The following is a 21786-nucleotide window of genomic DNA, read 5'->3' on the forward strand; positions in this document are numbered from 1 at the left end:
TCTCTTACTTCCTTCGAATATGCCTATAAGATGAAGCAAGGGGACGGTTCTCCTGCTTCCAAGGCACATGCATGTTACTTGTTACTTCATATTTTTTGTGTGAATGAAAAAAGATTCGCTTTTTAGATACCGAATCCTCCAAATAAAAACCCCTAATTTCCTTCATTATCTTACCACTTCCATTGAATAGTGACAACTTATGTCGCATGGATAATCAGGATGAAGGATATACTTATCGGTTATGTAGAATGGTTATTTCCAAGTGGGAAATCGTGAATTCAAGGATATTTTCATTTATCCAGATCCTGTATTTACCTTTTTATACGTATATGAACAGGAAAAAGGAAAACGCAGCCCTTATTCAGAAAGAGCTGCGTTGTGATGTTCATATGAATCGGGTTTTTAGTTTTTATACGCTTGCGATTAATTAGCTTCGATTAATCCGTAACGGCCGTCTTTACGCTTATAAACAACGTTTGTGCGGTTTGTTTCAGCATTTGTAAAGACATAGAAGCTGTGGCCCAGCATGTTCATTTGCAGGATCGCTTCTTCATTGTCCATTGGTTTTAAATCAAAGCTTTTTTGACGAACAACCTCTAAATCATTTTCTTCTTCAACAGCTGGTTCGGCTGGTTCATTTGTTACTGTAAATAAAGTATTAATTCCGCCTTTTTCACGGAATTTGCGGTTTACTTTTGTTTTATGTTTACGGATTTGACGCTCAAGCTTGTCTGTAATAAGGTCAATTCCGGCATACATGTCTTCATTTACTTCCTCTGCACGTAACACAAGTTGCGGCATTGGAATCGTAACTTCAACCTTCGCTTTTTTATCGTTGTAAACTTTTAAGTTAACATTCACGTTTGCTATAGGTGTTTCTGTAAAGTATCTTTCAAGACGGCTAATTTTCTTTTCAACATACTCTCTAATTGCTGGAGTTACCTCAATGTTTTCACCACGAATGTTGTAGTTCATAAGTGAACTCCTCCTTTTCTTATTCACTCAGCATTCTCTAAAGTTTAAGATAAAAGTGTAAGCGTTTTTTCTTACCTTTATCAGTATTATAACCTTATAAAATGCCGTTGTGTGTAACTTTTATTTCTATAGGATTATATTTCTATTTTACCCTTTGATTTTCCTGCTAAATCCACTAATTTTTTGAAGATATGTCGAATTTGTGTCTTTCTTGTAGAACAGCCGGAAACCTATGGCTGAGTGGCGGATACAAAAAGCCGGCCATAACCAAAATTACTTTCTTTTGTCGTAAAAAACGCCGTCTGTTATTGGAAGTGCTTCGTAAGGGTTATGATACTTTGTTTGCGATTGCTTCTTCTTATTTAGGGTAAGCAAATCCTTTTTAATCGCTGCTTTTTCAGCAGCTAAAAGCTTGGCTAGGTTTTTTTCGAGTTCAACAAGCCGTTTTCCTGTCTCTTGGTCTTCTTGTGAAAAAGGGGGCTTCATCTTTTGCATGAAGCCCTCCCGCTTTTCCAATACCCCTTCAACTTTTGCGATTTTACCATCACGGTCATTAGACTGCTCGTTTTCAAGCAGTTTTATTAATTCAATTGTCACAAGGTAGTAATCCTTTACAGCACTCACTAGACTTGACCGCCTTGAGAAAACTGCTTTTGACGGTTTAATTGTATGACTTCTTTCCACGTATCACGGAACTCCGTCACAAAGCCTTCCACTTCATCTAAAATGGTCGGATCGTTTTTGGTGTTTGCTTCGATAAGACGGCGGTGTAAATAATCATATAAAGACATCATGTTTTTCGAAACTGGAATTTCCATGTTTAATGTCACCATTAATTCTTGGATAATTTTTTGCGCCTTGATGAGGTTTGTGTTTTTTTCCTCGATTTGATTTTCAGCCATCGCTTTTTTGGCGAAGCGGATAAACTTGATACATCCATTATATAGCATAAGCGTTAATTCCCCTGGAGAAGCGGTTGTAACGGAATTTTGCTGATAGGATTGAAACGGATTTTGAACAGCCATTTAAAATACTTCCTTTCTTTACGTTCATTAACTAAAAAAGTTCTGAGTGATGTATGCGGATTGCTGATTGGCATTTTGAATCGCTTTTTCCATCGCTGTAAATTGCCTGTAATAGCGGTCTTCCAAAGCCGTCAGTCTGTCCTCGAGACTGTCAATTTGATTATCAATATTGTTCAGCTGCTTTCCAATGGTAAATTGATTATTCGTTGAATAGCTTTTCCCGGCTTTTTCATATAATATATCCATCGTTTTGCCAACGGTATCGTATAGACGCTGAGCAATCCCTTTTTGGGAGTTTGTCGTACCTGATGCGTTGAATAAGGCTTCTATCGATTCAGGATCTTCTTCGATTGCCTTTTTCAGCTCAGCTTCATTTATTTCGAGCTTTCCGCCCTCTAAGTAGTTGGCAGTCGTCTTGATGCCGATGCTCGCAAGCTGTGAATAGACTGGATTGATTTTCTCAGATTCTACTTTTCCGTAAAAATCCATCCGCATCGATGATAGCAGGCTTGTTAAGGTTTGATCTCTTCTTAGGAGGCCACTCTTGGCCTTCTCTTCCCATTGCTCTTGCTGCTTGTCCGATAGCTGTTCGCGCTGTTCGTCGGTAAGCGGTGTGTAGCTTTTGTAGCGTTCTTCTTGGGTTTTTTCTTGAATTTTTCCGATTAATTCGTTGTATTTTTCGATGAAGCTTTTGATGTTATTGAAAATTTCATCGTTGTTGTTGTTGATGGCTATGGTTACGGGTGTTGCTGTAGTGCTTTCAGATTCATTAAATGTTTGTTTTAAGGTAAAAGTAACACCATTTACCGCAAATGTGTTAGAGTTGCGTTCGGTTTTAAGCCCGTTGATGGTGAAGACAGCATTTTTTCCACCAGATTCAGTTACCCCTCCAAATTGAAGTAAATCATTAATAAAGTTACCAGTTGTAATTATTTCAGGATCTGACTCAGACCCGTTAAAATTTCCAGTTTCAGTTCTTGTTAGAGTCATTTTGTCACTAAAAGAATCATAAAACATGGAAACACCAACATTAGAAGAATTTACTTTATTGATTACATTGTTTAGAGACTCAGTCCCCAGTATATTGAAACTTTCTGTAACTGCTTTTCCTTCAGTATTATAGGTAGTTAAACCGAAATTGAAATATTTTTGATCGTAGGTTACGTCAACCTTAGATTTTGCTGAAATTTGAAATCCTTCAGCCATCGAAATTTTCCCATTCAAACGATTGATTGATCCGACCTTGGTTCCATCTTTGTTCACAATATCCCAATCATCTTGATTATAGTTTTCATTTACAGTATATTCGGTTGGTATAGAGGCTCCTTCAGCCGTTATCTTAATAGTATCAACTGCGTTTAAAGCACCCTTTGTTAAATTAAAACTACTAGTATTCTCATTAAAATTAAAAGTATCTATTTTTTTATTAGCAATATAATCTATTTTTATTGTACTTTCTTTAGATAAAAGTTGGTTAAAGGTCAATTTCCCTGTATCTAAGTCTACTAAAACTTTCCCATCAGTTAGCTCACCCTGATTTGTAACAGCTATATAAGCCACACCATTTACTTTAACACTCATGTTTGAAATACTTTTAATATCAATGACTTCGGGTAGTTCCAGTGAAATATTTCCAGGATCAGTCACTTTTAATGTTTTACTTTCAACACTTCCTGATTGCCAATTGAAGTTAGTTTTATCAACTGAAAATTTATCACGTGCTGCATATAATCCTTCATCTAGATTGATTTTCTGACTTCCAGATATTTTACCCGCATTCACCTTAGTAGCCGCCGTAGCCAATTGGCTTACGCTTTGAATCGAATACGAAGAAAGCGCCGCAGCACTCGTTGCTGTCGCCGTCACCTTCGACTCATCCGTCGTCGTAGTCGTCCGAGTTCTATAATTAGTAGATAGCTTCATCTGTGTGAGTTCCGAACGGAAGTTTAGGAGCAGTGTGTTCATTTCGCGGTAATCGTCACGCTGCCATTCCATTGTCTGCTTTTGCTGCTTGAGCTTGTCGAGCGGCATTCTCTTGATTTTCATCATGTCGGAAACAATGGAATCAATATCCATCCCGCTGGCCAAGCCGCTGATTCGCAGGTTTGCCATATTCATACACCTCGCTTAAATCTTTTTATCTACAAGCAAACCGACAAACTCCATCATGTTGGCATACGTGTCCAACAGCTTTTTCGATGGAATTTCCTTAATCACTTCTTTTGTTTTATCATCAACAATCGTTACATAGTAATCGTGTAATTTATCATGAAGGACGAACCGGATCGATGTGCTAGCAGGCTGAATAAATTCGTTCAAGCCTTTTACCATTTCCTCCATTTTTTCCTTATCGATCTCCACCATTGGTTTTTCCTGCTTTTGCTCAGGTTTTTTCAAGAGATCTTCAACCGGTTGGGTCGGCTTCGATTTTTCCACCGGAGTTACTCTCGCTGCATTGGAATTAGTTTGATTAGGCATCCGCTCAATGTTCATAGAACTCCACTCCTATACTATTCACTTGCTACTGTTTATATCGGCAGGGATGGCGACGTTTTTAATAGTGAAAAAACGGAACTTTTTTTGAAACAGGTTAGGCATCGATCATTTTTCTATAAAATCATTTCTAAAAAAAATAACCTGAGTCACCATCAACTCAGGCTGTTCAATCCTTTTATTCTACAATTTCTTTACATCGGCTGCTGCCTCATACATTTTGTTAAACCATGCTTCTACCTTTGCGAAAATGTATGAGGCGGGAATTGGTCGTTTGCATCACGCACTAACCCATGCTAAAATTTCAATTCCTTCAGCGATATGAACGACAGACCATTGACCATTTTTTACTGCTTCAACGACTTCTATTAAAAAAGAAGCAAGAGAATCCCCCCTGCTTCTTATACATATTGGTTGCGGCCCGCACTTGCACCGAAGAGGCCGACAAGTACGCTGACTGCTATTAGCGTAATTAATGGAACAGACCATGTGTGGGCTACATCGTACAAAGAACCAATGGCAATCGGTCCAACTGCGGCAAGGACGTACCCAACCGACTGGGCCATGCCGGATAATTCAGCGGCCTGTCTGGCATCCCTGCTTCTCAACCCAATGTACGCCAGCGCCAATGGAAAGCTTCCGCCCAAGCCTATCCCTAACAAAATGATACTAAAAATCATCATGGTAAACGATGATGTAAACATGATTCCAGTAAAACCAAGGATTGAACAAGCTCCAAGTATACCGGCAAGCCAGGCTTGATTGCGAAGTTTCCCAGCAATGACCGGGACTAAGAAACTGGCAGGCAGCCCCATGAACTGGGTGAAGGATAGCAGCCAGCCTGCTGTCGATGTATTGACGCCAAAATCATGGAGGATCTCAGGGAGCCAGGCAACCGTGACGTAAAATAAAAACGACTGAAAACCCATGAATAAAGCGACGTGCCAGGCAAGTCCCGAACGCCAAATCCGACTTCCATTTGTCGCAGACCTTTTCATATCTCCTGTTTTTGCTGGACTCTTTTTAATGAGATACACCCACAGAATAATAGCAATAACAGCAGGAATTCCCCATACAAGCAGCGCGCGCTGCCAGCCTAGATCTAATCCAACCGCCAAAGGTACACTGAAACCCGATGCCAATGATGCAACAAGACCCATCGAAGTCGAATAGACACTTGTCATTAAACCGAACTTCGTTGGGAATTTGTCTTTGATCACAACCGGCAGCAGCACATTACAAATCGCAATTCCAACGCCGATCAAAAACGTTCCAGCAAATAGGAAAAGCACCGTTGCAATCGTTCGCAGGATGACCCCTATCAAGATCGTGATCAGCCCAATTTGTAATGTCAGCTCATTGTGAAAACGGCTAGCGATTTTCGGAACAAGCGGTGACATAAAAGCAAAACAGATGAGCGGCAGGCTGGTCAAAATCCCTGCACTCCAATGCTCGAGCCCCATGTCCTCTTGAATCATTCCGACCAATGGTCCAACTGAAGTAATAGCCGGACGTAAATTGAAGGATACTAACACAATACCAACAATAAATAAGTTTATGTACACAGATTTCGTTTTTACTGCAGAATCATTAAAAACCACAAAATAATCCCCTCTCTAAAAAAACCCTATATAAATATAACACAAAAATATTTTTCGTTTATAGAAAAGGTTGTATACTAAAACCTTAAAAGAAGGATGAAGCAATAACCCTTTTGCAGAAAAGTGATTGGTCATCCTATTGTCTTTTTTTGTTCCATAGTCAAAGCAACATTATCAATGATATAAAGATTTATAGCTATAGTTGGAGAGGAATAAATCATGGGTTTTTTTAATAGATTATCAAATCTTATTAGAACTAAATACACTACATTCAAACAGCAGCTTGATATTGGTAAAAACCCGTTATTTAGCCAACTTCCAGATGCTGTATTTATCATAAACACAGAAAGCCATATTTTATCGATGAACCATCAGGCTAAAACACTGCTGGGATATACTCCTGAAGACAGGAAGAACTTTTTAGCAAAATGGATGCCTAATGATATGGTTGACATTTTGAAATCTAATATTCATCTAACGCGAAACGGCGAATCCCCAACGTTTAATGCTGTACTTTTACACAAAACGGGACAGAAAATTCCAATTCTTTTTACTTTAATCCCAAATGGAAACGATTGCATTTATTGCGTTTGTAAAGACCTACGAACCATCAATGACTATAAAAATCGGATCTCATCACTATATGATAATTTGCTTTATCTGCAAAAAATCACGAATATCGGCAGCTTTGATTACGATGTAGCATTAGACACATCATTCTGGTCGAATCAAACGTATGAGATCTTCGGTGTGGATGATTGCGAGTTTGTCCCGACTTGGGAAACAATTGTCCAACTAATTCATCCAAATGATAAGAAAAAGTATGAAGAAACCATTCAAAATTCGATCGATTATGGTCATGACTACGAGTTAGAGCACCGCATCGTGAGGAGCAATGGTGAGGACCGCATTGCTTTTCAACGCGGGGAAGCTGTTAAAGATGAAACAGGAAAAACGGTCCGGCTGATTGGGACCGTACAGGATATTACCGAGCAAAAAAATTTGGAATTGAAATTAATTGAAAACGAAAAACAGATGAAGTCTGTGACGGATCGTCTACATGTTGGGATTTGGTCCTATGATGTAAGACAAAATCGCTATACCCTTTGCTCAAAAGGAATAGAAGAAATGTACGGAGTGGCGCAACAAGAGTTCCTCGAAAAGAATACAACCTGGTTTAAGTATATTCATCAGGAAGATTTATTTTACGTTCTAGCTGACTTTAAACGTTCAATGAATGGAGATGAAATGACGTTTAAACACCGGATCATCGATGCCAATGGAAATGTGAAATGGCTACACCATCAAGTATTGCCGTACCAGGATGCAGACGGTACAGTGATTCGATTAGACGGGATAATTGGAGATATTACGAAGGAAAAAGAGCAACAAGATACCCTTACGTTTAACGCGAACCATGATTATTTAACCAAACTCCCGAATCGTCGTTATTTTGAAAAAGAATTAGCAGAAACACTACATCAATCGCTGAATGGTCTGGAAATGGTTGCTGTCTTTTACTTGGATTTGGACCGGTTTAAGCTTATTAATGATACGCTTGGCCATGAGATTGGCGACAAGCTGCTAATCAATGTCGCCAAGCGATTGAATCATGTTCTAGGTGATCATACATTTCTTGCCCGCTTAGGCGGCGATGAATTTGCCGTCTGTGTAAAACAATTTGAAGAGAAGGATGAGGTTATCCGGATTGCTGAAAGCATCATTCAGGCCATGAAAGAGCCTTTTGATCTAGATGGAGAATTAGTGAAAACAGCGACAAGTATTGGGATAAGCTTCTTTCCTGATGACGGCTTGGAATCCTTAATGCTTTTAAAAAGAGCCGATCATGCTTTGTATAAAGCGAAAGAAGCAGGACGAGGGAAGTGGATGTTTTATTCCTGATGAGGAATGACGGCCGAGTTATTTTAATATCGGTAAAAAGAGATTTCATTATTGGAATCTCTTTTGAACATTTTTTAAAAGAAAATCCCTATACCTCAGAATTGAAAATTACTTATTTTTCCAACCGTATGGTATGATTAGGATAGATTATACATATATTTCTATGATGTTTTATCAGCAGCGATAGAATAATAGAATAAACCAAGATTGGAGCGTGGTCACCATGTTGGTAGTAACGACAGAACGAATTCCCAACTATAAAATCGTAGAAGTGAAAGGGCCTGTATTTGGTTTAACGGTTAGAGCCCGCGGGATTGGTAAGGATATCATGGCTTCCTTTAAGGGGCTTGTTGGAGGGGAAATTAATCAGTACACGGAAATGCTGGAGGATGCCAGAAAACAGGCAATGGACCGAATGGTAGAAAATGCGAAAGCCATGGGCGCAAATGCAATTATTATGATGCGGTTTGATTCGGGGGAAATTGGTCAAAACATGAGCGAGATCGTGTCTTACGGGACAGCCGTACTGGCAGAGCAGGAATAATAGATGGAATGGATATTCGGTTACTTTGTAATACAAATCCTAATTTTGGCCATTCTCATTATCGGCTCTTGGTTTATTTGGGACCGCCGCTTTAAAACAAAACATGGGACAGACGTACCTGAGGGTTTTATACGAACAAATGAGGTTTCTATTGACCCGACAACAAAGAAAAAGCTTGTTGTGTATTACCATCCGGAAACGGGTAAAAGATTTTATAAGGAAGAAGATTAAACTAAGCAGGGCAGATCTATACTGGAGATCTGCCCTAAAAGTGTATTTGTGCATATTACTTCCCTATTTCTTGATGACGGGAAATGGCAATGTCCATGATGCATCTGAAAATTTTCAGGGCATATTCAGGATTTAGGCCGCTTTCTTCGGATAGTTTAGTTAATTTATTAAATTGTTGAGTTTCGCGACTTTTATCTTGGGGAATTAGATTGTTTTTTGACTTGTAGATTCCGACTTTCTCCGTTAATTCAAATCGTGCAGCTAGTAATTTTATTAACTCACGATCCACTTGATCAATATTTTGACGTAATTCATCTAGGTTGAAATCTTCCATTTTGTTCCTCCTGGCGTGTAAGAGTTTTACATCTTTCTTTTTAACTAAATTATCATAAATATCATTATATTTATATATTCTCTTATTGACCCTCATTTTCCTTTTTTACAAAAAGAAATGGTTCTTCCAAAATAAATCGGAAGAACCATTTTTTACCTATCCAGATTAAAAGCTACATACAATTACTATTCTACAAATCTTCCACTACAATGTAAGTCATTTTGACTGGTCCATGGACACCGACAACGAGGTTTAGCTCGATATCTGCTGAATTACTTGGGCCGGTAATATAGTTAATACAGGAAGGAACTTGTTCACCGTTCTTTATCTTTTCACGTAATATTTTTGCCGCTTGGGTCATGCGCGGGACGATTGTGCTTTTTGGAACGATCACTATAGAGTTTGTTGGCAAGAAGCTGATGGTTCTCCCTCTATCCTTGCCGCTGTATAAAACAACCGTACCTGATTCCGCCAATGTGATTTCGCTAATCGTTATTCCAACATTCGCTTTTTCAGCTTTCACAATATTTTCTTTCCCTAGCGCAGCATTCCATTCAAAAACATCAACATTGGATTTCGGGAAATCTTCCTTTAATAGTTTCCCAAGTCCAAATTCCTCAAAGCGCTTATCCTTCCACGTCACAATCGGTCCGCCGCCAACTGTTTCAATCGAGTTTACTAGTGTTTCCTGCAATTTTTCTTTTGTCGTTACGATAAGTTTCGTATGAACTTTTGTGCATTGAGTTTTTAACACTTCTAACAATTCATCTACAGAAGCACCTTTTAATACCTCTTCTTGAGGATTGTAAGCCCAATTTGGTCTTTTCACATAGGTTTTTCTTTCTCGGCCAAGACGATTAGCAATATCATTTAAAAAAGCATCACGATTGTTAATAGTTCCTTGCATCATTCATTTCCCCCTTTTGACCGGTTCTTAAACCAATCCCGGAAGCGCTCTTTATTGGGCGCTGGCAAATCGCGAATATCTGTCCATTCTTTTAAAAGTCCGACACCTTTCGTAATTTGGTCATCAGTAGATAGTGGCTTCGAAAGCGTTGGTGCCATTTTTGAAGCCATTTTATATAAAGTTGGTGAAGAAGTTCCCATACCGATTGTCTTCATTAGTATTTTTTCGGAAAAAGGTGCCTTCCCTTCCTTTTCTACAATCACTTGCCTATGCTTCAAGATTAGTTCATGAAGCGGGATTTTTACCGGACATGCATCCGTACAAGCAGAACATAAGGTGGAGGCATATGGTAATTCTTTATAGTCATCATACCCGCCAAGAAGCGGCGTTAAGACAACTCCAATTGGACCAGGATAAATAGAACCATAAGAATGCCCGCCAACATGTCTATATACCGGACAAACATTTATACATGCTGCACAACGAATGCACTGAAGAGCAGATTGAAATTCTGTTCCAAGAATGTTTGAACGGCCATTGTCAACGATGACGAGATGGAACTCTTCAGGACCATCCACATCGCCTTCCTCACGTGGACCTGTTAATGTCGTAATATAACTTGTTAATTTTTGGCCGACTGCACTTCTTGTAAGCATGCCGACCAATACTTCCATTTCTTCAAAGGTCGGGACAATACGCTCCATCCCCATGACAACGACTTGTGTTTTTGGCAGGGCAGCAACAAGGTCAGCATTTCCTTCGTTTGTCACAAACGTAATAGATCCTGTTTCTGCCACGGCAAAGTTACAGCCTGTTATCCCGAGATCCGCAGTCAAATAGTCTTGACGTAAGGTTTGACGGGCAAACAATGCAAGTTCTTCAGGTTTTTCTGTCTGTTTATAGTCTAGTTTCTCTGCAAAAACATCCCTTATTTGCTCTTTATTTTTATGTAATGCAGGAACAACGATATGCGACGGCGGATCATGGTCGTCCACTTGTAAAATATACTCCCCTAAATCCGTTTCAATCACTTCACAACCAATAGCTTCTAGTTTTTCATTGAGACTGATTTCCTCTGTCACCATAGATTTTGCTTTGACTATTTTTTTTGCCTCGTTCTTTTTGGCAATTTCCGTAATATATTGGCCAGCCTCTTCAGCTGTTTTAGCAAAAAAGACATGACCGCCTCTTTTCGCCACATTTTCACTTAATTCAAATAAATAGTAATCAAGATTTTCGAGTACATGTTTGCGAATTTCTTCCCCATGATTACGCCATTCTTCCCAGTTTCCCAACTCATCCGTCACGGTTTGCTTTCTGCATTGGATCGTCTCTTGAGCGCTGGCAACCGCACCTCTCATATAGGAGTCTTGGATTTGATTTTTGACACGAACCTTAAATTTCTCTGAGCTCGTTTTCATTGACATATGTTTGTCCCCCCTTATTTGCTTATACGCGGCTATTTAACACTTCAGCTATATGCAGCACTTTGATTGGCTTTCCTTGTCTTGTGATTCGCCCTCCAATATTCATTAAGCAGGACGCATCTGCACCAATTAAATAGTCAGCACCTGTTTCTTCCACATGCTGGACTTTTTCATTCACCATTTGCTCAGATATTTGCCCCATTTTAACGGAGAACGTTCCGCCAAAGCCACAGCAATTTTCTTTTCCTGGAAGCTCTATATATTCTAATCCCTTTACATGACTTAATAATGTTATCGGTGCTTTCTTTACCCCAAGTAATCTTGTCATATGGCAAGATGTGTGATAGGTAACCTTGCCGGGAAATGTTGCCCCAACGTCTTTAATTTTTAAGACATCAACAATAAATTCAGTTAATTCATATGTTTTGGCTGCAAGCTCTTTCGCCTTGGGTCCATAGACAGGATCGTCTTTAAAGATATGTTGATATTCATGGAACATGTAAGCACAAGAGCCAGATGGACTGACAACATACTCAGCATGCTCAAATGTATCAATCATTTTTTTCATGGTTGGCTTCGTGTCCTCTACATACCCGCTATTGTAGGTCGGCTGGCCACAACATACTTGCGATTCAGGAAAATCAATTTCACAGCCAAGCCGTTCTAACAATTCGACTGTTGCCTTACCTACATCACTTTTAAACATATCAACAAGACATGTGGCAAATAAAGTTACTTTCATTTCTTCCATCCCTCTCCCCAAAAATGAGTCCTGTAATTATTTTATTTGTCTAAATAGAGTAAAAATTAATAAACCTACTTTACTACTAATCAGCCAACTGGTCAACAGGTCATCTGATGACTAGTGTATAAGAATTTCAGATAAACACTTTGAAAACACTATTAATATTCCATGTTTCGAAAGTGTTTTCAAATATTTTTTTTATCAAGGAGCTCTTTTTTAAAAAAAAAGGCCCCTTAATCTAGTGGCATATCCGTTTCCTCAAAATACTTTTGTAAAATATCCTCTACATTGTTCAAATGGCTAAGCATTGCCTTTCTAGCCTTTTCTCCATTCTGTTCTAGAACTGCTTGATAAATTTCAACATGTTCCTCATATAGTTTCTCCGTTGTCGTCGATTTAGAAAACAGCCATAATCTCCGTGTTTCTTTCATCGTTTCCTGCATTAGGTCAGAAACATGAAGCAATAAATTGGTTAAGAGTGAATTTTGAGAAGCAGCTGCTAGGGCTAAATGAAATTCCATATCATATTTCTCCCCTAATTCTTCATTTCCATAGGAAATTTTCATTTGCTCTAATGCCGCTTTCATCTGTTCTAAATTCTCCGCACTTCGCTTACTTGCGGCAACAGCAGTTGCTCCAACTTCAATAATTTTTCTTACCTCAAGAAGATTTTTCACATCTTCTTTATTCATCAACATCGCAGTTGAGAGGGGAAACGTTAGATTTTCTGCATCAAATTGCCTAACATATGTACCTTCTCCCTGCCTCATTTCGATTAAACCCATTGCTTTTAAGGCAGACAATGCCTCCCGAATGGCCGATCGTCCAACCTGGAAATTTCCCGCTAATTGCTCTACCGAATTTAGTTTATCTCCTGGTTTGAGTTGGCCATTGTGAATCGCTTCATGAAGGGCTTCTGCCACTTCTTCGTATATTTTTTTAGGCTTTATTTGTTTATACTTCATCATTTCCGCCTCACATCCTCAGGTTACTGTTAGCTATTACTAAAAGTATAATGTCTTTTTAATACTTTACACAAATAAATATCACACTTATCGTCAATAAAATTCATAAACTTTTCACAAATCTATTGTTTTTTCTAAAATTCGCATTTATAATTCAGACTATTGAGTCATCCAGTCATCAGATGACCTTATCATAATACCTATGTTAGAAACCAACAAATGTAAACGATATCTATGTTCAAGGGGGGATTAAGCTCTACTAGCATTAGAGAAATGCAAAAAAAATGAATAGTTTGATTGATTAATTGGAGGGTATAACTATGACATTTACTCAAAATTTTACTATAGTTGGGGATAATTTAGCTCTAACAGCCATAGTGGCTGTTATCCCAATATTATACTTTTTCTGGGCACTTGCGATAAAACGCATGAAAGGGCATATTGCTGGATTAACAACACTGGTTCTAGCTGTTCTCCTTGCCGTAATAGCTTTCAAAATGCCTGCAGAAATGGCGATTATGTCTGCCACACAAGGTGCCGTTTACGGTATATTACCGATCGGCTGGATCATCGTAACATCCGTTTTTCTTTATAAGCTTTCGGTAAAAAGCGGACAGTTCGAAATTATACGTAATTCTGTCCAATCGATTACAGAAGACCGCCGCTTACAGGCTTTACTCATTGCCTTCTCATTCGGAGCTTTCCTGGAAGGAGCAGCTGGATTTGGTGCTCCCGTTGCGATCTCAGCAGCCTTACTTGTAGGATTAGGCTTTAATCCATTATACGCTGCCGGAATTTGTTTATTAGCAAATACAGCTCCTGTTGCCTTCGGGGCAATCGGGATTCCGATTACAGCTATGGCAGGTCCTGTAGGGATTGATGCCATGGAAATATCTAAAATGGTTGGACGTCAGCTTCCATTTATTTCTTTCTTTATTCCATTGTATTTAGTGATTATTATGGCGGGATTTAAACGAGCATTGGAGGTTATGCCTGCCATCCTTGTATCAGGATTTTCATTTGCGATCTCACAATATTTAAGCTCTAACTTCTTAGGACCTGAATTACCGGATATTCTATCAGCCTTAGTCTCATTATTTGCCCTTGCTATTTTCTTAAAATTCTGGAAACCAAAAACGATTTTTCGTTTCAAAGGGGAAGCTGAAATGGCTGCCGCTTCAGCTGTAAAAAATGCAAAAAATGAAAACGTTCACTATACAGGCGGACAAGTATTTAGAGCCTGGTCACCATTCTTAGTTTTAACAGCATTTATTTCTTTTTGGGGTATTCCAGCCATTAAAGCAGCGTTAACAGGACATTATGAAGGAACAAATGTTATTTTAAAAGGAGTTAATTCAATAGGACAGGTGCTTACATATGCACCGGAAGTGCCATTCTTGCACAATAAAATAATAAATGATGCAGGCGAAACGATTGCTGCAGTATACAAGCTCGAACTATTAGGGTCAGCTGGGACAGCCATTTTAATTGCTTGTTTTATTACAAAATATATTACGGGTTTATCTTGGAAAGATTGGTCAGTAGCATTTAAGGAAACGATCGACGAATTAAAACTGCCTATTTTAACAATTGGTTCTGTCGTGGCATTTGCCTATGTAGCCAACTCCTCAGGTATGACTCACGCTCTTGGAATGACCATTGCCAAAACGGGTTCATTATTCCCATTCTTCTCTCCATTCCTTGGCTGGCTTGGTGTCTTTATTACCGGATCGGATACATCTGCCAACTTGCTGTTTGGAAACTTACAAAAGATATCGGCCATGCAGGTTGGAATGGATCCGCTGCTTGCTGTTGCTGCCAACTCTTCAGGTGGTGTTACCGGAAAAATGATTTCACCACAATCCATTGCAGTTGCATGTGCCGCTGTTGGACTGGCAGGGAAAGAATCTGAGTTACTTCGCTTTACGTTAAAACATAGTTTTTTCCTGGTTATTCTTGTTGGAATTTTGACCTTCCTGCAAAGCAGCGTATTGTCGTGGATGATACCATAAGCAACATTAGACTTTTTATAGGTGAGGCTGCTGAAAAAGTGCCGATAGCATGAATAAGCGTTGACTTCTTTGATTTTGATCGAGGAAGTCAACGCTATTTATTATTATTTCCATTCAAGATACAATCAACTACCAACCTAAACCAACATTGATCTTGAACGTAGTCCTGTTAATAATGGTTTATCTAGTCACCTTAAGGGACTCTGATTCCTCTATACGATGTATAACAAGCTCATAACCACTGTCTTCCGATTCAATTAATCTTTTAATTCTTTTGATTGAAGAAGATGAGGCGCCAGTCTCCACTTGTATATCCATATAGGTATCGCCGTCTCTTACCATTCTTGCAACTTCAAGCCTTTGACTAAAGGATTTCAATTCATTCATCGTACACAAATCTTCAAAAAACTCGATACATTCTTGTTTCGTTTTTAAAGAGAGAATCGCATGAAATAATTGCTTGACCATAGGTGATGATAATTCTTCTTTCCTATCCATTCCCTGCCTCCGATGAATTTTTTATTATCTACATCTCTATTGAATCTCAGAAATATAACCACGTGAGAATAGTTCTCATGAGGTGCCATTGCTATTATAGAAAAAATCTTGTTAAATATCAATTTTTTCTATAGACAATAAGGGCTCCCACAGACGAATTGGGCAGCCCCTCTACAATTCTATTTATCTATTCCATTGATTAACGACGAACTTCCCACTTGGGACGTTTCGTTGGAGAGAAGAAACTATTTCTTACCTTTGTTATATTCAATCTTTTTTCGCACATTAAATTAGCTGCTTCAACAGTTGTCATGTTTTCGTGCTTTGATTGCTCAAGAACCTCTAGAATCGAACGATAGATATTTTTCGTTTTACTTAAGACGCGCTCCTTATTTGGTCCATACAATTCATCCGCTACTTGGATGACACCGCCGCTATTGACAATATAATCAGGTGCATAAAGAATTCCTTTTTCTTTTAGCACTTTGGCATGGCTTTCATGTAGCAGCTGGTTATTGGCAGCCCCGACAATTCCTTGTACCTTTAATTGGTCAATTGTTTGGTCGTTGATAATACCGCCAATGGCACATGGAACGAAGATATCTGCATCGACTCCATAAATCTCACTTCCTTTAACAGCCGTTACGTTTCCACCCATTTGTTTGGCTTTTTCAATTAATGTGTTGATAACTTCTTCGGAAATATCTGTTACATATAAATCAGCGCCATTCTCCAGTAAATGCTCTGCTACTTTATAGCCTACTTTGCCTAATCCCTGGATGGCAAAGCGCTTCCCAGTTAAATTCTCGTGTCCCCATAAGGTTTTTGCCACCGCTTGAATACTGTATAAAACACCCAGGGCTGTCGGAATCGACGTTTCACCGCCGCCGCCGTACTCTTCAGGTAAACCAGCGATGCAGTTTGTTTCTTTATGGGCATGAACGAAATCGTCTAAGACCGTTCCCATATCCGTACCTGTATAAAAACGACCTTTTAAAGAATCAATGAATTGTCCATAGGCACGGAATAATTCTGGAGTTTTGTCTTTCAGTGGGTCGCCGATGATGACACCTTTTCCACCGCCAAAGTCGTTACCAGCTGCAGCATTTTTGTAGGTCATTCCTTTTGATAAACGCAGCGCATCTTCCAACGCTTCTTCGAATGTGTCATATGGTCTCATCCTTGTTCCGCCTAATGCTGGTCCAAGTGTTGTATCATGAATCGCTATGATTGCTTTTAGGCCCGTTGCCGGATCATTGCAAAATACTTGCTCATGCTCTTGAATTTTCGTGAATAGATCGAATGATTGGATGGATTGTCCTGTTTTTTGTTCGTTTGATAATGTTAATGCCATGTTAAATTCCTCCTAATATGTTCAGATGTGATTAACCCTCAAGTGCTTCTCTTCGTACTTCAATTGTTTCTTCTTTTATTGCCTTTTCTTCTTCTTTTAAAGGCGTTAACCCAATTCCGGTGTAGCCGTAAATAATCGCTATAATCGGATTGATCATACTAATAAAGACAAATGGAGCATACTCTACGCCGATATTTAACGTTGACATAATAAAGGCTCCTGTTACACCCCATGGAACCATTGCATGGACAATTGTCCCTGCATCTTCCAGCGTTCTCGACATGTTTTTCGGATGAAGCTTTACCTTTTGATAAGCTGATTCAAACAACTGCCCCGGCAATAGAATGGACAAATATTGTTCACCGACAGTCAGGTTAATGCCAATGCAAGAGGCAACTGTTGATGCAATAACGTTTCCCCTGCTTTTTAACATATTTTGAATCCCTTCAATAATGGAATGAGCAATCCCTATGTGTTGAATCATTCCTCCAAAAGCAAGGGCGATTAAAATGAGTGAAACACCAAATAACATACTGCTCAAGCCTCCAAGTGAAAGCAGGCTGTCAATGGCTTCTACACCTGTATCTGCTGTATAGCCGTTATGGGCTGTTGCCATAATCGTTCCAATTCCAACATTTGGAACGGTATAGAAAGTTGTTAAAATAGCTGTGATTAAACCAATCACAAGTGATGGAATAGGGCTTACACGTTTGATTGCCAGTATAATGATTAACAATGGTGAAAGAATGGTAATTGGTGTAATCATAAACTCATCATTTAGAACTTGGATAAGTGTTTCAATTTGCTTACTGTCCACCGGACCCTTGTCCATAAAGAGGCCGATGACGGTAAATGCAGCCAATGTCAGAATGTAGCTAGGAATGGTTGTCCATAACATATGTTTAATATGGTCAAAGATACTAACCTTGGCAGTGGCCGCTGCCAGATTTGTCGTATCTGAAAGCGGGGAAATTTTATCACCGAAAATAGCCCCCGATACTATGGCTCCCGCTGCCATGGCCGGAGAAATACCTAAACCGTAGGCGACCCCCATTAAAGAAACCCCGATCGTACCAATCGCACTCCATGAACTTCCGCAGACAACTGAGACGATAGAGCAAATCAGCACAGCAGACATAAGAAAGAAATCAGGAGATAAAGCATGCAAACCATAATACGTAATGGTTGGAACTGTTCCATTTAGAACCCATACTCCGATTAAAATCCCAATTAAACATAAAATTAAAATCGAGGGAATTCCTTGAGAAATGCCTTTTGCCATGGCATTCTCTAAATCTTTCCATTTATACCCCAATGTAAGTCCATAGCAAGCAAGAAAAATCGTTGCAATGATAATCGGAATCTGCGGTGCCACACCATAATGCAAAATACTTATTCCTAAAAAGGTAACAACACTTAGTACAATCGCTATCGAGGTTAAAAATGAAGGTTTTTTCATATATCTACTCCTTTATCTTCTTTCATGAAGACCGGTCTCTTAAAAAAGAAGGCACCTGTCGTTCATTCTCACCTAATTTGAATATTTCTATTTATTTATTGATACTTCGGCTTTTTATTGATATTTTATATATAAGTAGTTTTCATTGTTGCCACCTACTTTTTCTAGGTGGCTTTTTATATCTTTTTTGGAACTGGCGTAAAATATTGAACTCGTCATGACAAGAGGGGAACCCTTATTTTTGTGCTGAACCATTTTAACTATTAGGGTCTGCATGTTGAAAATAGAATCCGCTTTCATTAATGAAAATGAGTGGTACATGGACTTCCTCCTTAATAGGTATCTAAGTTTTGTTTTTTCTTAATCCAAAGATGCTATTTTCATTTCTGACTATTATGAACATTCGGAATTATTTTATTAGCACTGTCATTATATTAATTAATTTATTATGATGCAAAAATATTCATTAAAACGATAGTGCGTTAATGAGTTAAAGTGCTTCCTTGCACTTTCTATCAAACAATACACAAACCGGATGCCGCCGCTGTTTTTTTCTAATCTACAGACATGAAAAAGCTTTCTCATAATAAAAAAAATACCGAGCAGACTGATGTCTGCTCGGTATTTTTTAGAGTGTCAAAAGGAGTTCCTCTACTCTTATTTTGCAGCTGCTAATCCCTTAAATAGTTCAACAGCTGTTTCGATAATCTCATCTTTGAAGTCATATTCATAGGTATGGATTTGCGGGTAATTTTCGCCGTTTCCGATGTAGACCATCGCTCCTTTTGTTGCTTTTGTATAGTGGCCGAAGTCTTCAGATGCCCGCCAAGCCGCCGGCATTTCAACGATTTCAATCCCTTTTTCTTTAGCAGCCTGACGGACTTTTTCAATGCTTTCCTTGTGGTTCTTCGTTTCCGGGAATTCATCGTTATACGTAAAGGTTACCTTTTTAATCCCGTTTTCCTCTGCCAGAGTTTTGGCTAACTCTTCCAGGTTTTTCTGAAGCTTGTCTAATTCCTCTTCATACAGGGCACGGATCGTCAGGAGCAGGTCCCCTTTGCTTGCCGACATTCCGAAGGCTCTTTCGCCGACAGCAACCTGTACCACGGTGCATAGAACTAACCCTTTATTGTTCTCCGAAGAAGTGAACTCAGGAATTTTACTAATAATTTTAGCAATCGCGAAAGCCGGATTGACCCCGTCCTCTGGCTGGCTGGCATGCGCCGGTGAACCTTCCATGTGAATCGTCATGCCTTTTGAAGCAAATTGAGCCGTTCCCTCAATGACATTGACCGTTTTTAACGCCATCCCGCTCCAATTATGATAGGCAAATATTTCATCGATGTGATGTTCCTTGATAAACCCAACACACTGAATCGCGCCGTCTCCGGTTTCCTCTGCAGGCTGAAAAAGGAAATAGATGTTGTGATCGGCCCCTTTCTGATCGATTTCAAGTGCAAATCCGGCAAGTGACGCAGAGTGGCCGTCATGCCCACATTTATGGGCTTTTCCCGGATACCTCGATGCGTGGGGAAGATCAATGACTTCATCCATCGGCAAGGCATCAAAATCAGCCCGGAAGGCCAAATTCCTTTTTCCCTCCCCTGCATGGTAAATAGCATAGAACCAATTTCCTTTATCAACGATTTCAAGCTTTGTATGCTCTCTTATAAAATCCATTAAACGCTGCTTCGTCCAAACCTCCTCATTCGAAAGCTCTGGATGCATATGCAATTCATGACGCAGCTTTGTCACTAACTCGAGATTTTTACGTTCCATTGATGTGTCTCCTCTTTTACAAGCATTATCTGTGTTAGAATATCTACTTTCATTTTACAGAATAAAATTTAGGAGCACCACTCTATGGGACAATTCTCTATTGACTTGCATTCGTTTTGTCCTTTAGCCCCTTTCTATGAGACTTTTCCTTTTCCACCTTCATATGTTTTGTCCTTTAGAACACCTCTATGAGACAAAACCTAAGTTAAACAAATAACGCTTTGTCCTTTAGACTAACTCTAAATGGACAAAGCGTTATAATATTTTTTTTAAAATGTTCATTAAAACCAAAATTTCAAGAACTAAAATTTATTCCCCTAACGAATCATCGAATACGGCATACTAAACTCCCTTATTCCAGCAGCATATGGCGCATATTCATATGGATTCAAGAACATCACAAACGACGATGGAGTCATGTAAAACTGACCCTGCAGCTCATCAAGATTACTAGGACCGCCGAAGTAAGGATAAAATTCAGCATTCATTTCATTGATTTTGTTCACTACATTCTGCTCCCAATTAGGCTTCGTTGCCAAATCCCCGAGCGAAATGAGCGAAGCATTTTTTACATCATAATTATATGAGAAGAGCTGCTCATAACCGTGGGCTCCGCCTGTATATGAGTAGCTGGAGAATAACACACTGATGTAATTCAAATCCGCCCGCGGCACGCTGTAGGTGGCTTCGAAGGCATAATAGTCTCCCATCATGTCGTCTTCAAGCGCCAAATCCATGATCTCCTGCCGTGTCTCCACGAGGGACTGGCCCTCTTCCTGCAATCTTCCGTTTAAATAAGACACATCATACGTCCCGGTATTATCCTTAAATTGCGGATAGTAAATGCCCTCAGCTGCTTTCTGCGGATATTGAATCACCTTCAATCGGAACTCAGGATTCATCGCCCGAGCTGTAAATACTGCCATTTGAGCGCGAGTGACAAACTCAGACGGTTTGAACTGTGTCGCGGTATATCCGGAAGTGATTCCACTTGCCAGCATTGGCGTTACATAAGTATTTCCTGGATATCCCGGGCCCATGTCCTCCCATTGAACAGGAACAGAACCAGTGATTCCGAAGGCCAGCTGCGTGATTTTCGCCATATCCACGCGCTTCAATTGATTATTTGGGTTGAAGGATGCTGCCTTCGAGAACCAGCCGGCATTGACGGCCGCGGCGATTTCTTTGTAAAACGTATGCGTTACTGGTACATCGTTAAAGCCCGGATTTGGCACATTTGTTAAAGACAGCTGTTTCGCGCGGACCAAAATCGCTGCCGCTTCTGCCCGTGTTACGGGTGCGTCCTTGTTGAAGTACCCGTTCGTGCCTCCTTTTAGAACGCCAAGTTCAGTTAAATAATAAATTTCCTTCGCCGCCCAATGCGATGAAGGTACATCTGGAAAAACAATCGCTGCATCGGCTTTTGGAGAAGCCCCGGCAAATAACAATGCCGCAAGAAAAATCATACTCATCCACTTTTTTAACTGCTTCATACCCTATCCCCTTTTTGTTAAAATTCAGTCTACTTTATTTTA

General features: G+C 39.5%; 20 protein-coding genes. 4 read left to right on the forward strand and 16 right to left on the reverse strand.

Features of this window, described 5'->3' with window-relative positions; genetic code table 11:
- Window positions 1-423: 423 nt before the first annotated feature.
- From hpf to R4Z09_RS25145, 6 genes are all read right to left on the reverse strand, one after another.
- Window positions 424-975 carry a ribosome hibernation-promoting factor, HPF/YfiA family gene (hpf, locus tag R4Z09_RS25120; RefSeq protein ID WP_338449420.1) on the reverse strand — a complete coding sequence of 184 codons (552 nt, stop codon included), beginning with the start codon at window positions 973-975 and terminating at the stop codon, window positions 424-426.
- A 273-nt stretch (window positions 976-1248) separates the two neighbouring features.
- Entirely contained in the window at window positions 1249-1599 is a 351-nt protein-coding gene (locus tag R4Z09_RS25125; protein ID WP_338449421.1) for a flagellar protein FliT, read from the reverse strand.
- On the reverse strand, window positions 1599-2000 hold the full coding sequence (fliS, locus tag R4Z09_RS25130) for a flagellar export chaperone FliS (RefSeq protein WP_338449422.1): 402 nt from the start codon (window positions 1998-2000) through the stop codon (window positions 1599-1601). The genes R4Z09_RS25125 and fliS overlap by 1 nt, the downstream gene beginning before the upstream one ends.
- Before the next feature lie 27 nt (window positions 2001-2027).
- Window positions 2028-4112, reverse strand: a complete 2085-nt coding sequence (gene fliD, locus R4Z09_RS25135; RefSeq protein ID WP_338449423.1) for a flagellar filament capping protein FliD — start codon at window positions 4110-4112, stop codon at window positions 2028-2030.
- Between the two features lie 15 nt (window positions 4113-4127).
- Window positions 4128-4493, reverse strand: a complete 366-nt coding sequence (flaG, locus tag R4Z09_RS25140; RefSeq protein WP_338449424.1) for a flagellar protein FlaG — start codon at window positions 4491-4493, stop codon at window positions 4128-4130.
- 401 nt (window positions 4494-4894) lie between these two features.
- The gene (locus R4Z09_RS25145; RefSeq protein WP_338449425.1) at window positions 4895-6094 is read right to left on the reverse strand and encodes an MFS transporter; all 1200 of its coding nucleotides are present in this window, start codon (window positions 6092-6094) and stop codon (window positions 4895-4897) included.
- A gap of 219 nt (window positions 6095-6313) precedes the next feature.
- On the opposite strand from R4Z09_RS25145, the gene R4Z09_RS25150 reads away from it, so the two are divergent.
- The 3 genes from R4Z09_RS25150 (at window position 6314) to R4Z09_RS25160 (ending at window position 8771) form a co-directional block, all read left to right on the forward strand.
- The gene (locus R4Z09_RS25150) at window positions 6314-7996 is read left to right on the forward strand and encodes a diguanylate cyclase domain-containing protein (RefSeq protein ID WP_338449426.1); all 1683 of its coding nucleotides are present in this window, start codon (window positions 6314-6316) and stop codon (window positions 7994-7996) included.
- Window positions 7997-8219: 223 nt separating this feature from the next.
- The gene (locus tag R4Z09_RS25155; RefSeq protein ID WP_338449427.1) at window positions 8220-8540 is read left to right on the forward strand and encodes a YbjQ family protein; all 321 of its coding nucleotides are present in this window, start codon (window positions 8220-8222) and stop codon (window positions 8538-8540) included.
- 3 nt (window positions 8541-8543) lie between these two features.
- The gene (locus tag R4Z09_RS25160) at window positions 8544-8771 is read left to right on the forward strand and encodes a hypothetical protein (RefSeq protein ID WP_338449428.1); all 228 of its coding nucleotides are present in this window, start codon (window positions 8544-8546) and stop codon (window positions 8769-8771) included.
- Window positions 8772-8826: 55 nt separating this feature from the next.
- Here R4Z09_RS25160 and R4Z09_RS25165 read toward each other — a convergent pair whose 3' ends face one another.
- The 5 genes from R4Z09_RS25165 to R4Z09_RS25185 form a co-directional block, all read right to left on the reverse strand.
- Window positions 8827-9105, reverse strand: coding sequence for a chorismate mutase (locus R4Z09_RS25165; protein ID WP_338449429.1), 279 nt, complete (start codon window positions 9103-9105; stop codon window positions 8827-8829).
- Between the two features lie 190 nt (window positions 9106-9295).
- Complete coding sequence (locus R4Z09_RS25170) at window positions 9296-10012, reverse strand: lactate utilization protein C (RefSeq protein WP_338453356.1); 717 nt, start codon at window positions 10010-10012, stop codon at window positions 9296-9298.
- Complete coding sequence (locus tag R4Z09_RS25175; RefSeq protein ID WP_338449430.1) at window positions 10012-11439, reverse strand: LutB/LldF family L-lactate oxidation iron-sulfur protein; 1428 nt, start codon at window positions 11437-11439, stop codon at window positions 10012-10014. The genes R4Z09_RS25170 and R4Z09_RS25175 overlap by 1 nt, the downstream gene beginning before the upstream one ends.
- A 22-nt stretch (window positions 11440-11461) precedes the next feature.
- On the reverse strand, window positions 11462-12181 hold the full coding sequence (locus tag R4Z09_RS25180; protein ID WP_338449431.1) for a (Fe-S)-binding protein: 720 nt from the start codon (window positions 12179-12181) through the stop codon (window positions 11462-11464).
- Window positions 12182-12417: 236 nt separating this feature from the next.
- Window positions 12418-13149: a FadR/GntR family transcriptional regulator gene (locus R4Z09_RS25185; protein ID WP_338453357.1), complete on the reverse strand. Its 732-nt coding sequence runs from the start codon at window positions 13147-13149 to the stop codon at window positions 12418-12420.
- A gap of 320 nt (window positions 13150-13469) precedes the next feature.
- Between R4Z09_RS25185 and R4Z09_RS25190 the strand changes: the two genes are divergently transcribed.
- Entirely contained in the window at window positions 13470-15161 is a 1692-nt protein-coding gene (locus tag R4Z09_RS25190) for an L-lactate permease (protein ID WP_338449432.1), read from the forward strand.
- A gap of 180 nt (window positions 15162-15341) precedes the next feature.
- On the opposite strand, the gene R4Z09_RS25195 is transcribed toward R4Z09_RS25190, so the two are convergent.
- The 5 genes from R4Z09_RS25195 to R4Z09_RS25215 form a co-directional block, all read right to left on the reverse strand.
- A complete protein-coding gene (locus tag R4Z09_RS25195) occupies window positions 15342-15659 on the reverse strand; it encodes a YerC/YecD family TrpR-related protein (protein WP_338449433.1) in 318 nt (105 codons plus the stop codon).
- 199 nt (window positions 15660-15858) lie between these two features.
- Window positions 15859-17013 carry a Glu/Leu/Phe/Val dehydrogenase gene (locus R4Z09_RS25200; RefSeq protein ID WP_338449434.1) on the reverse strand — a complete coding sequence of 385 codons (1155 nt, stop codon included), beginning with the start codon at window positions 17011-17013 and terminating at the stop codon, window positions 15859-15861.
- Between the two features lie 31 nt (window positions 17014-17044).
- On the reverse strand, window positions 17045-18472 hold the full coding sequence (gene nhaC, locus R4Z09_RS25205; protein WP_338449435.1) for a Na+/H+ antiporter NhaC: 1428 nt from the start codon (window positions 18470-18472) through the stop codon (window positions 17045-17047).
- Window positions 18473-19129: 657 nt separating this feature from the next.
- A complete protein-coding gene (locus R4Z09_RS25210; protein WP_338449436.1) occupies window positions 19130-20251 on the reverse strand; it encodes an amidohydrolase in 1122 nt (373 codons plus the stop codon).
- A gap of 317 nt (window positions 20252-20568) precedes the next feature.
- Window positions 20569-21744: an S-layer homology domain-containing protein gene (locus tag R4Z09_RS25215; RefSeq protein ID WP_338449437.1), complete on the reverse strand. Its 1176-nt coding sequence runs from the start codon at window positions 21742-21744 to the stop codon at window positions 20569-20571.
- Window positions 21745-21786 lie beyond the last annotated feature (42 nt).

The sequence above is a fragment of the Niallia oryzisoli genome (genome assembly GCF_036670025.1).
Lineage (GTDB): Bacteria > Bacillota > Bacilli > Bacillales > Cytobacillaceae > Bacillus_BD > Bacillus_BD oryzisoli.

Excerpts from the sequence above, each read along its gene's own strand:
- R4Z09_RS25160 (WP_338449428.1), top strand. The coding sequence starts at position 8,544 with ATGGAATGGATATTCGGTTACTTTGTAATACAAATCCTAATTTTGGCC.
- R4Z09_RS25210 (WP_338449436.1), bottom strand. The coding sequence starts at position 20,251 with ATGGAACGTAAAAATCTCGAGTTAGTGACAAAGCTGCGTCATGAATTG.
- R4Z09_RS25185 (WP_338453357.1), bottom strand. The coding sequence starts at position 13,149 with ATGAAGTATAAACAAATAAAGCCTAAAAAAATATACGAAGAAGTGGCA.
- R4Z09_RS25215 (WP_338449437.1), bottom strand. The coding sequence starts at position 21,744 with ATGAAGCAGTTAAAAAAGTGGATGAGTATGATTTTTCTTGCGGCATTG.
- R4Z09_RS25175 (WP_338449430.1), bottom strand. The coding sequence starts at position 11,439 with ATGTCAATGAAAACGAGCTCAGAGAAATTTAAGGTTCGTGTCAAAAAT.
- R4Z09_RS25200 (WP_338449434.1), bottom strand. The coding sequence starts at position 17,013 with ATGGCATTAACATTATCAAACGAACAAAAAACAGGACAATCCATCCAA.
- R4Z09_RS25150 (WP_338449426.1), top strand. The coding sequence starts at position 6,314 with ATGGGTTTTTTTAATAGATTATCAAATCTTATTAGAACTAAATACACT.
- R4Z09_RS25195 (WP_338449433.1), bottom strand. The coding sequence starts at position 15,659 with ATGGATAGGAAAGAAGAATTATCATCACCTATGGTCAAGCAATTATTT.
- R4Z09_RS25180 (WP_338449431.1), bottom strand. The coding sequence starts at position 12,181 with ATGAAAGTAACTTTATTTGCCACATGTCTTGTTGATATGTTTAAAAGT.
- fliD (WP_338449423.1), bottom strand. The coding sequence starts at position 4,112 with ATGGCAAACCTGCGAATCAGCGGCTTGGCCAGCGGGATGGATATTGAT.
- R4Z09_RS25170 (WP_338453356.1), bottom strand. The coding sequence starts at position 10,012 with ATGCAAGGAACTATTAACAATCGTGATGCTTTTTTAAATGATATTGCT.
- flaG (WP_338449424.1), bottom strand. The coding sequence starts at position 4,493 with ATGAACATTGAGCGGATGCCTAATCAAACTAATTCCAATGCAGCGAGA.
- hpf (WP_338449420.1), bottom strand. The coding sequence starts at position 975 with ATGAACTACAACATTCGTGGTGAAAACATTGAGGTAACTCCAGCAATT.
- fliS (WP_338449422.1), bottom strand. The coding sequence starts at position 2,000 with ATGGCTGTTCAAAATCCGTTTCAATCCTATCAGCAAAATTCCGTTACA.
- R4Z09_RS25190 (WP_338449432.1), top strand. The coding sequence starts at position 13,470 with ATGACATTTACTCAAAATTTTACTATAGTTGGGGATAATTTAGCTCTA.
- R4Z09_RS25165 (WP_338449429.1), bottom strand. The coding sequence starts at position 9,105 with ATGGAAGATTTCAACCTAGATGAATTACGTCAAAATATTGATCAAGTG.
- nhaC (WP_338449435.1), bottom strand. The coding sequence starts at position 18,472 with ATGAAAAAACCTTCATTTTTAACCTCGATAGCGATTGTACTAAGTGTT.
- R4Z09_RS25155 (WP_338449427.1), top strand. The coding sequence starts at position 8,220 with ATGTTGGTAGTAACGACAGAACGAATTCCCAACTATAAAATCGTAGAA.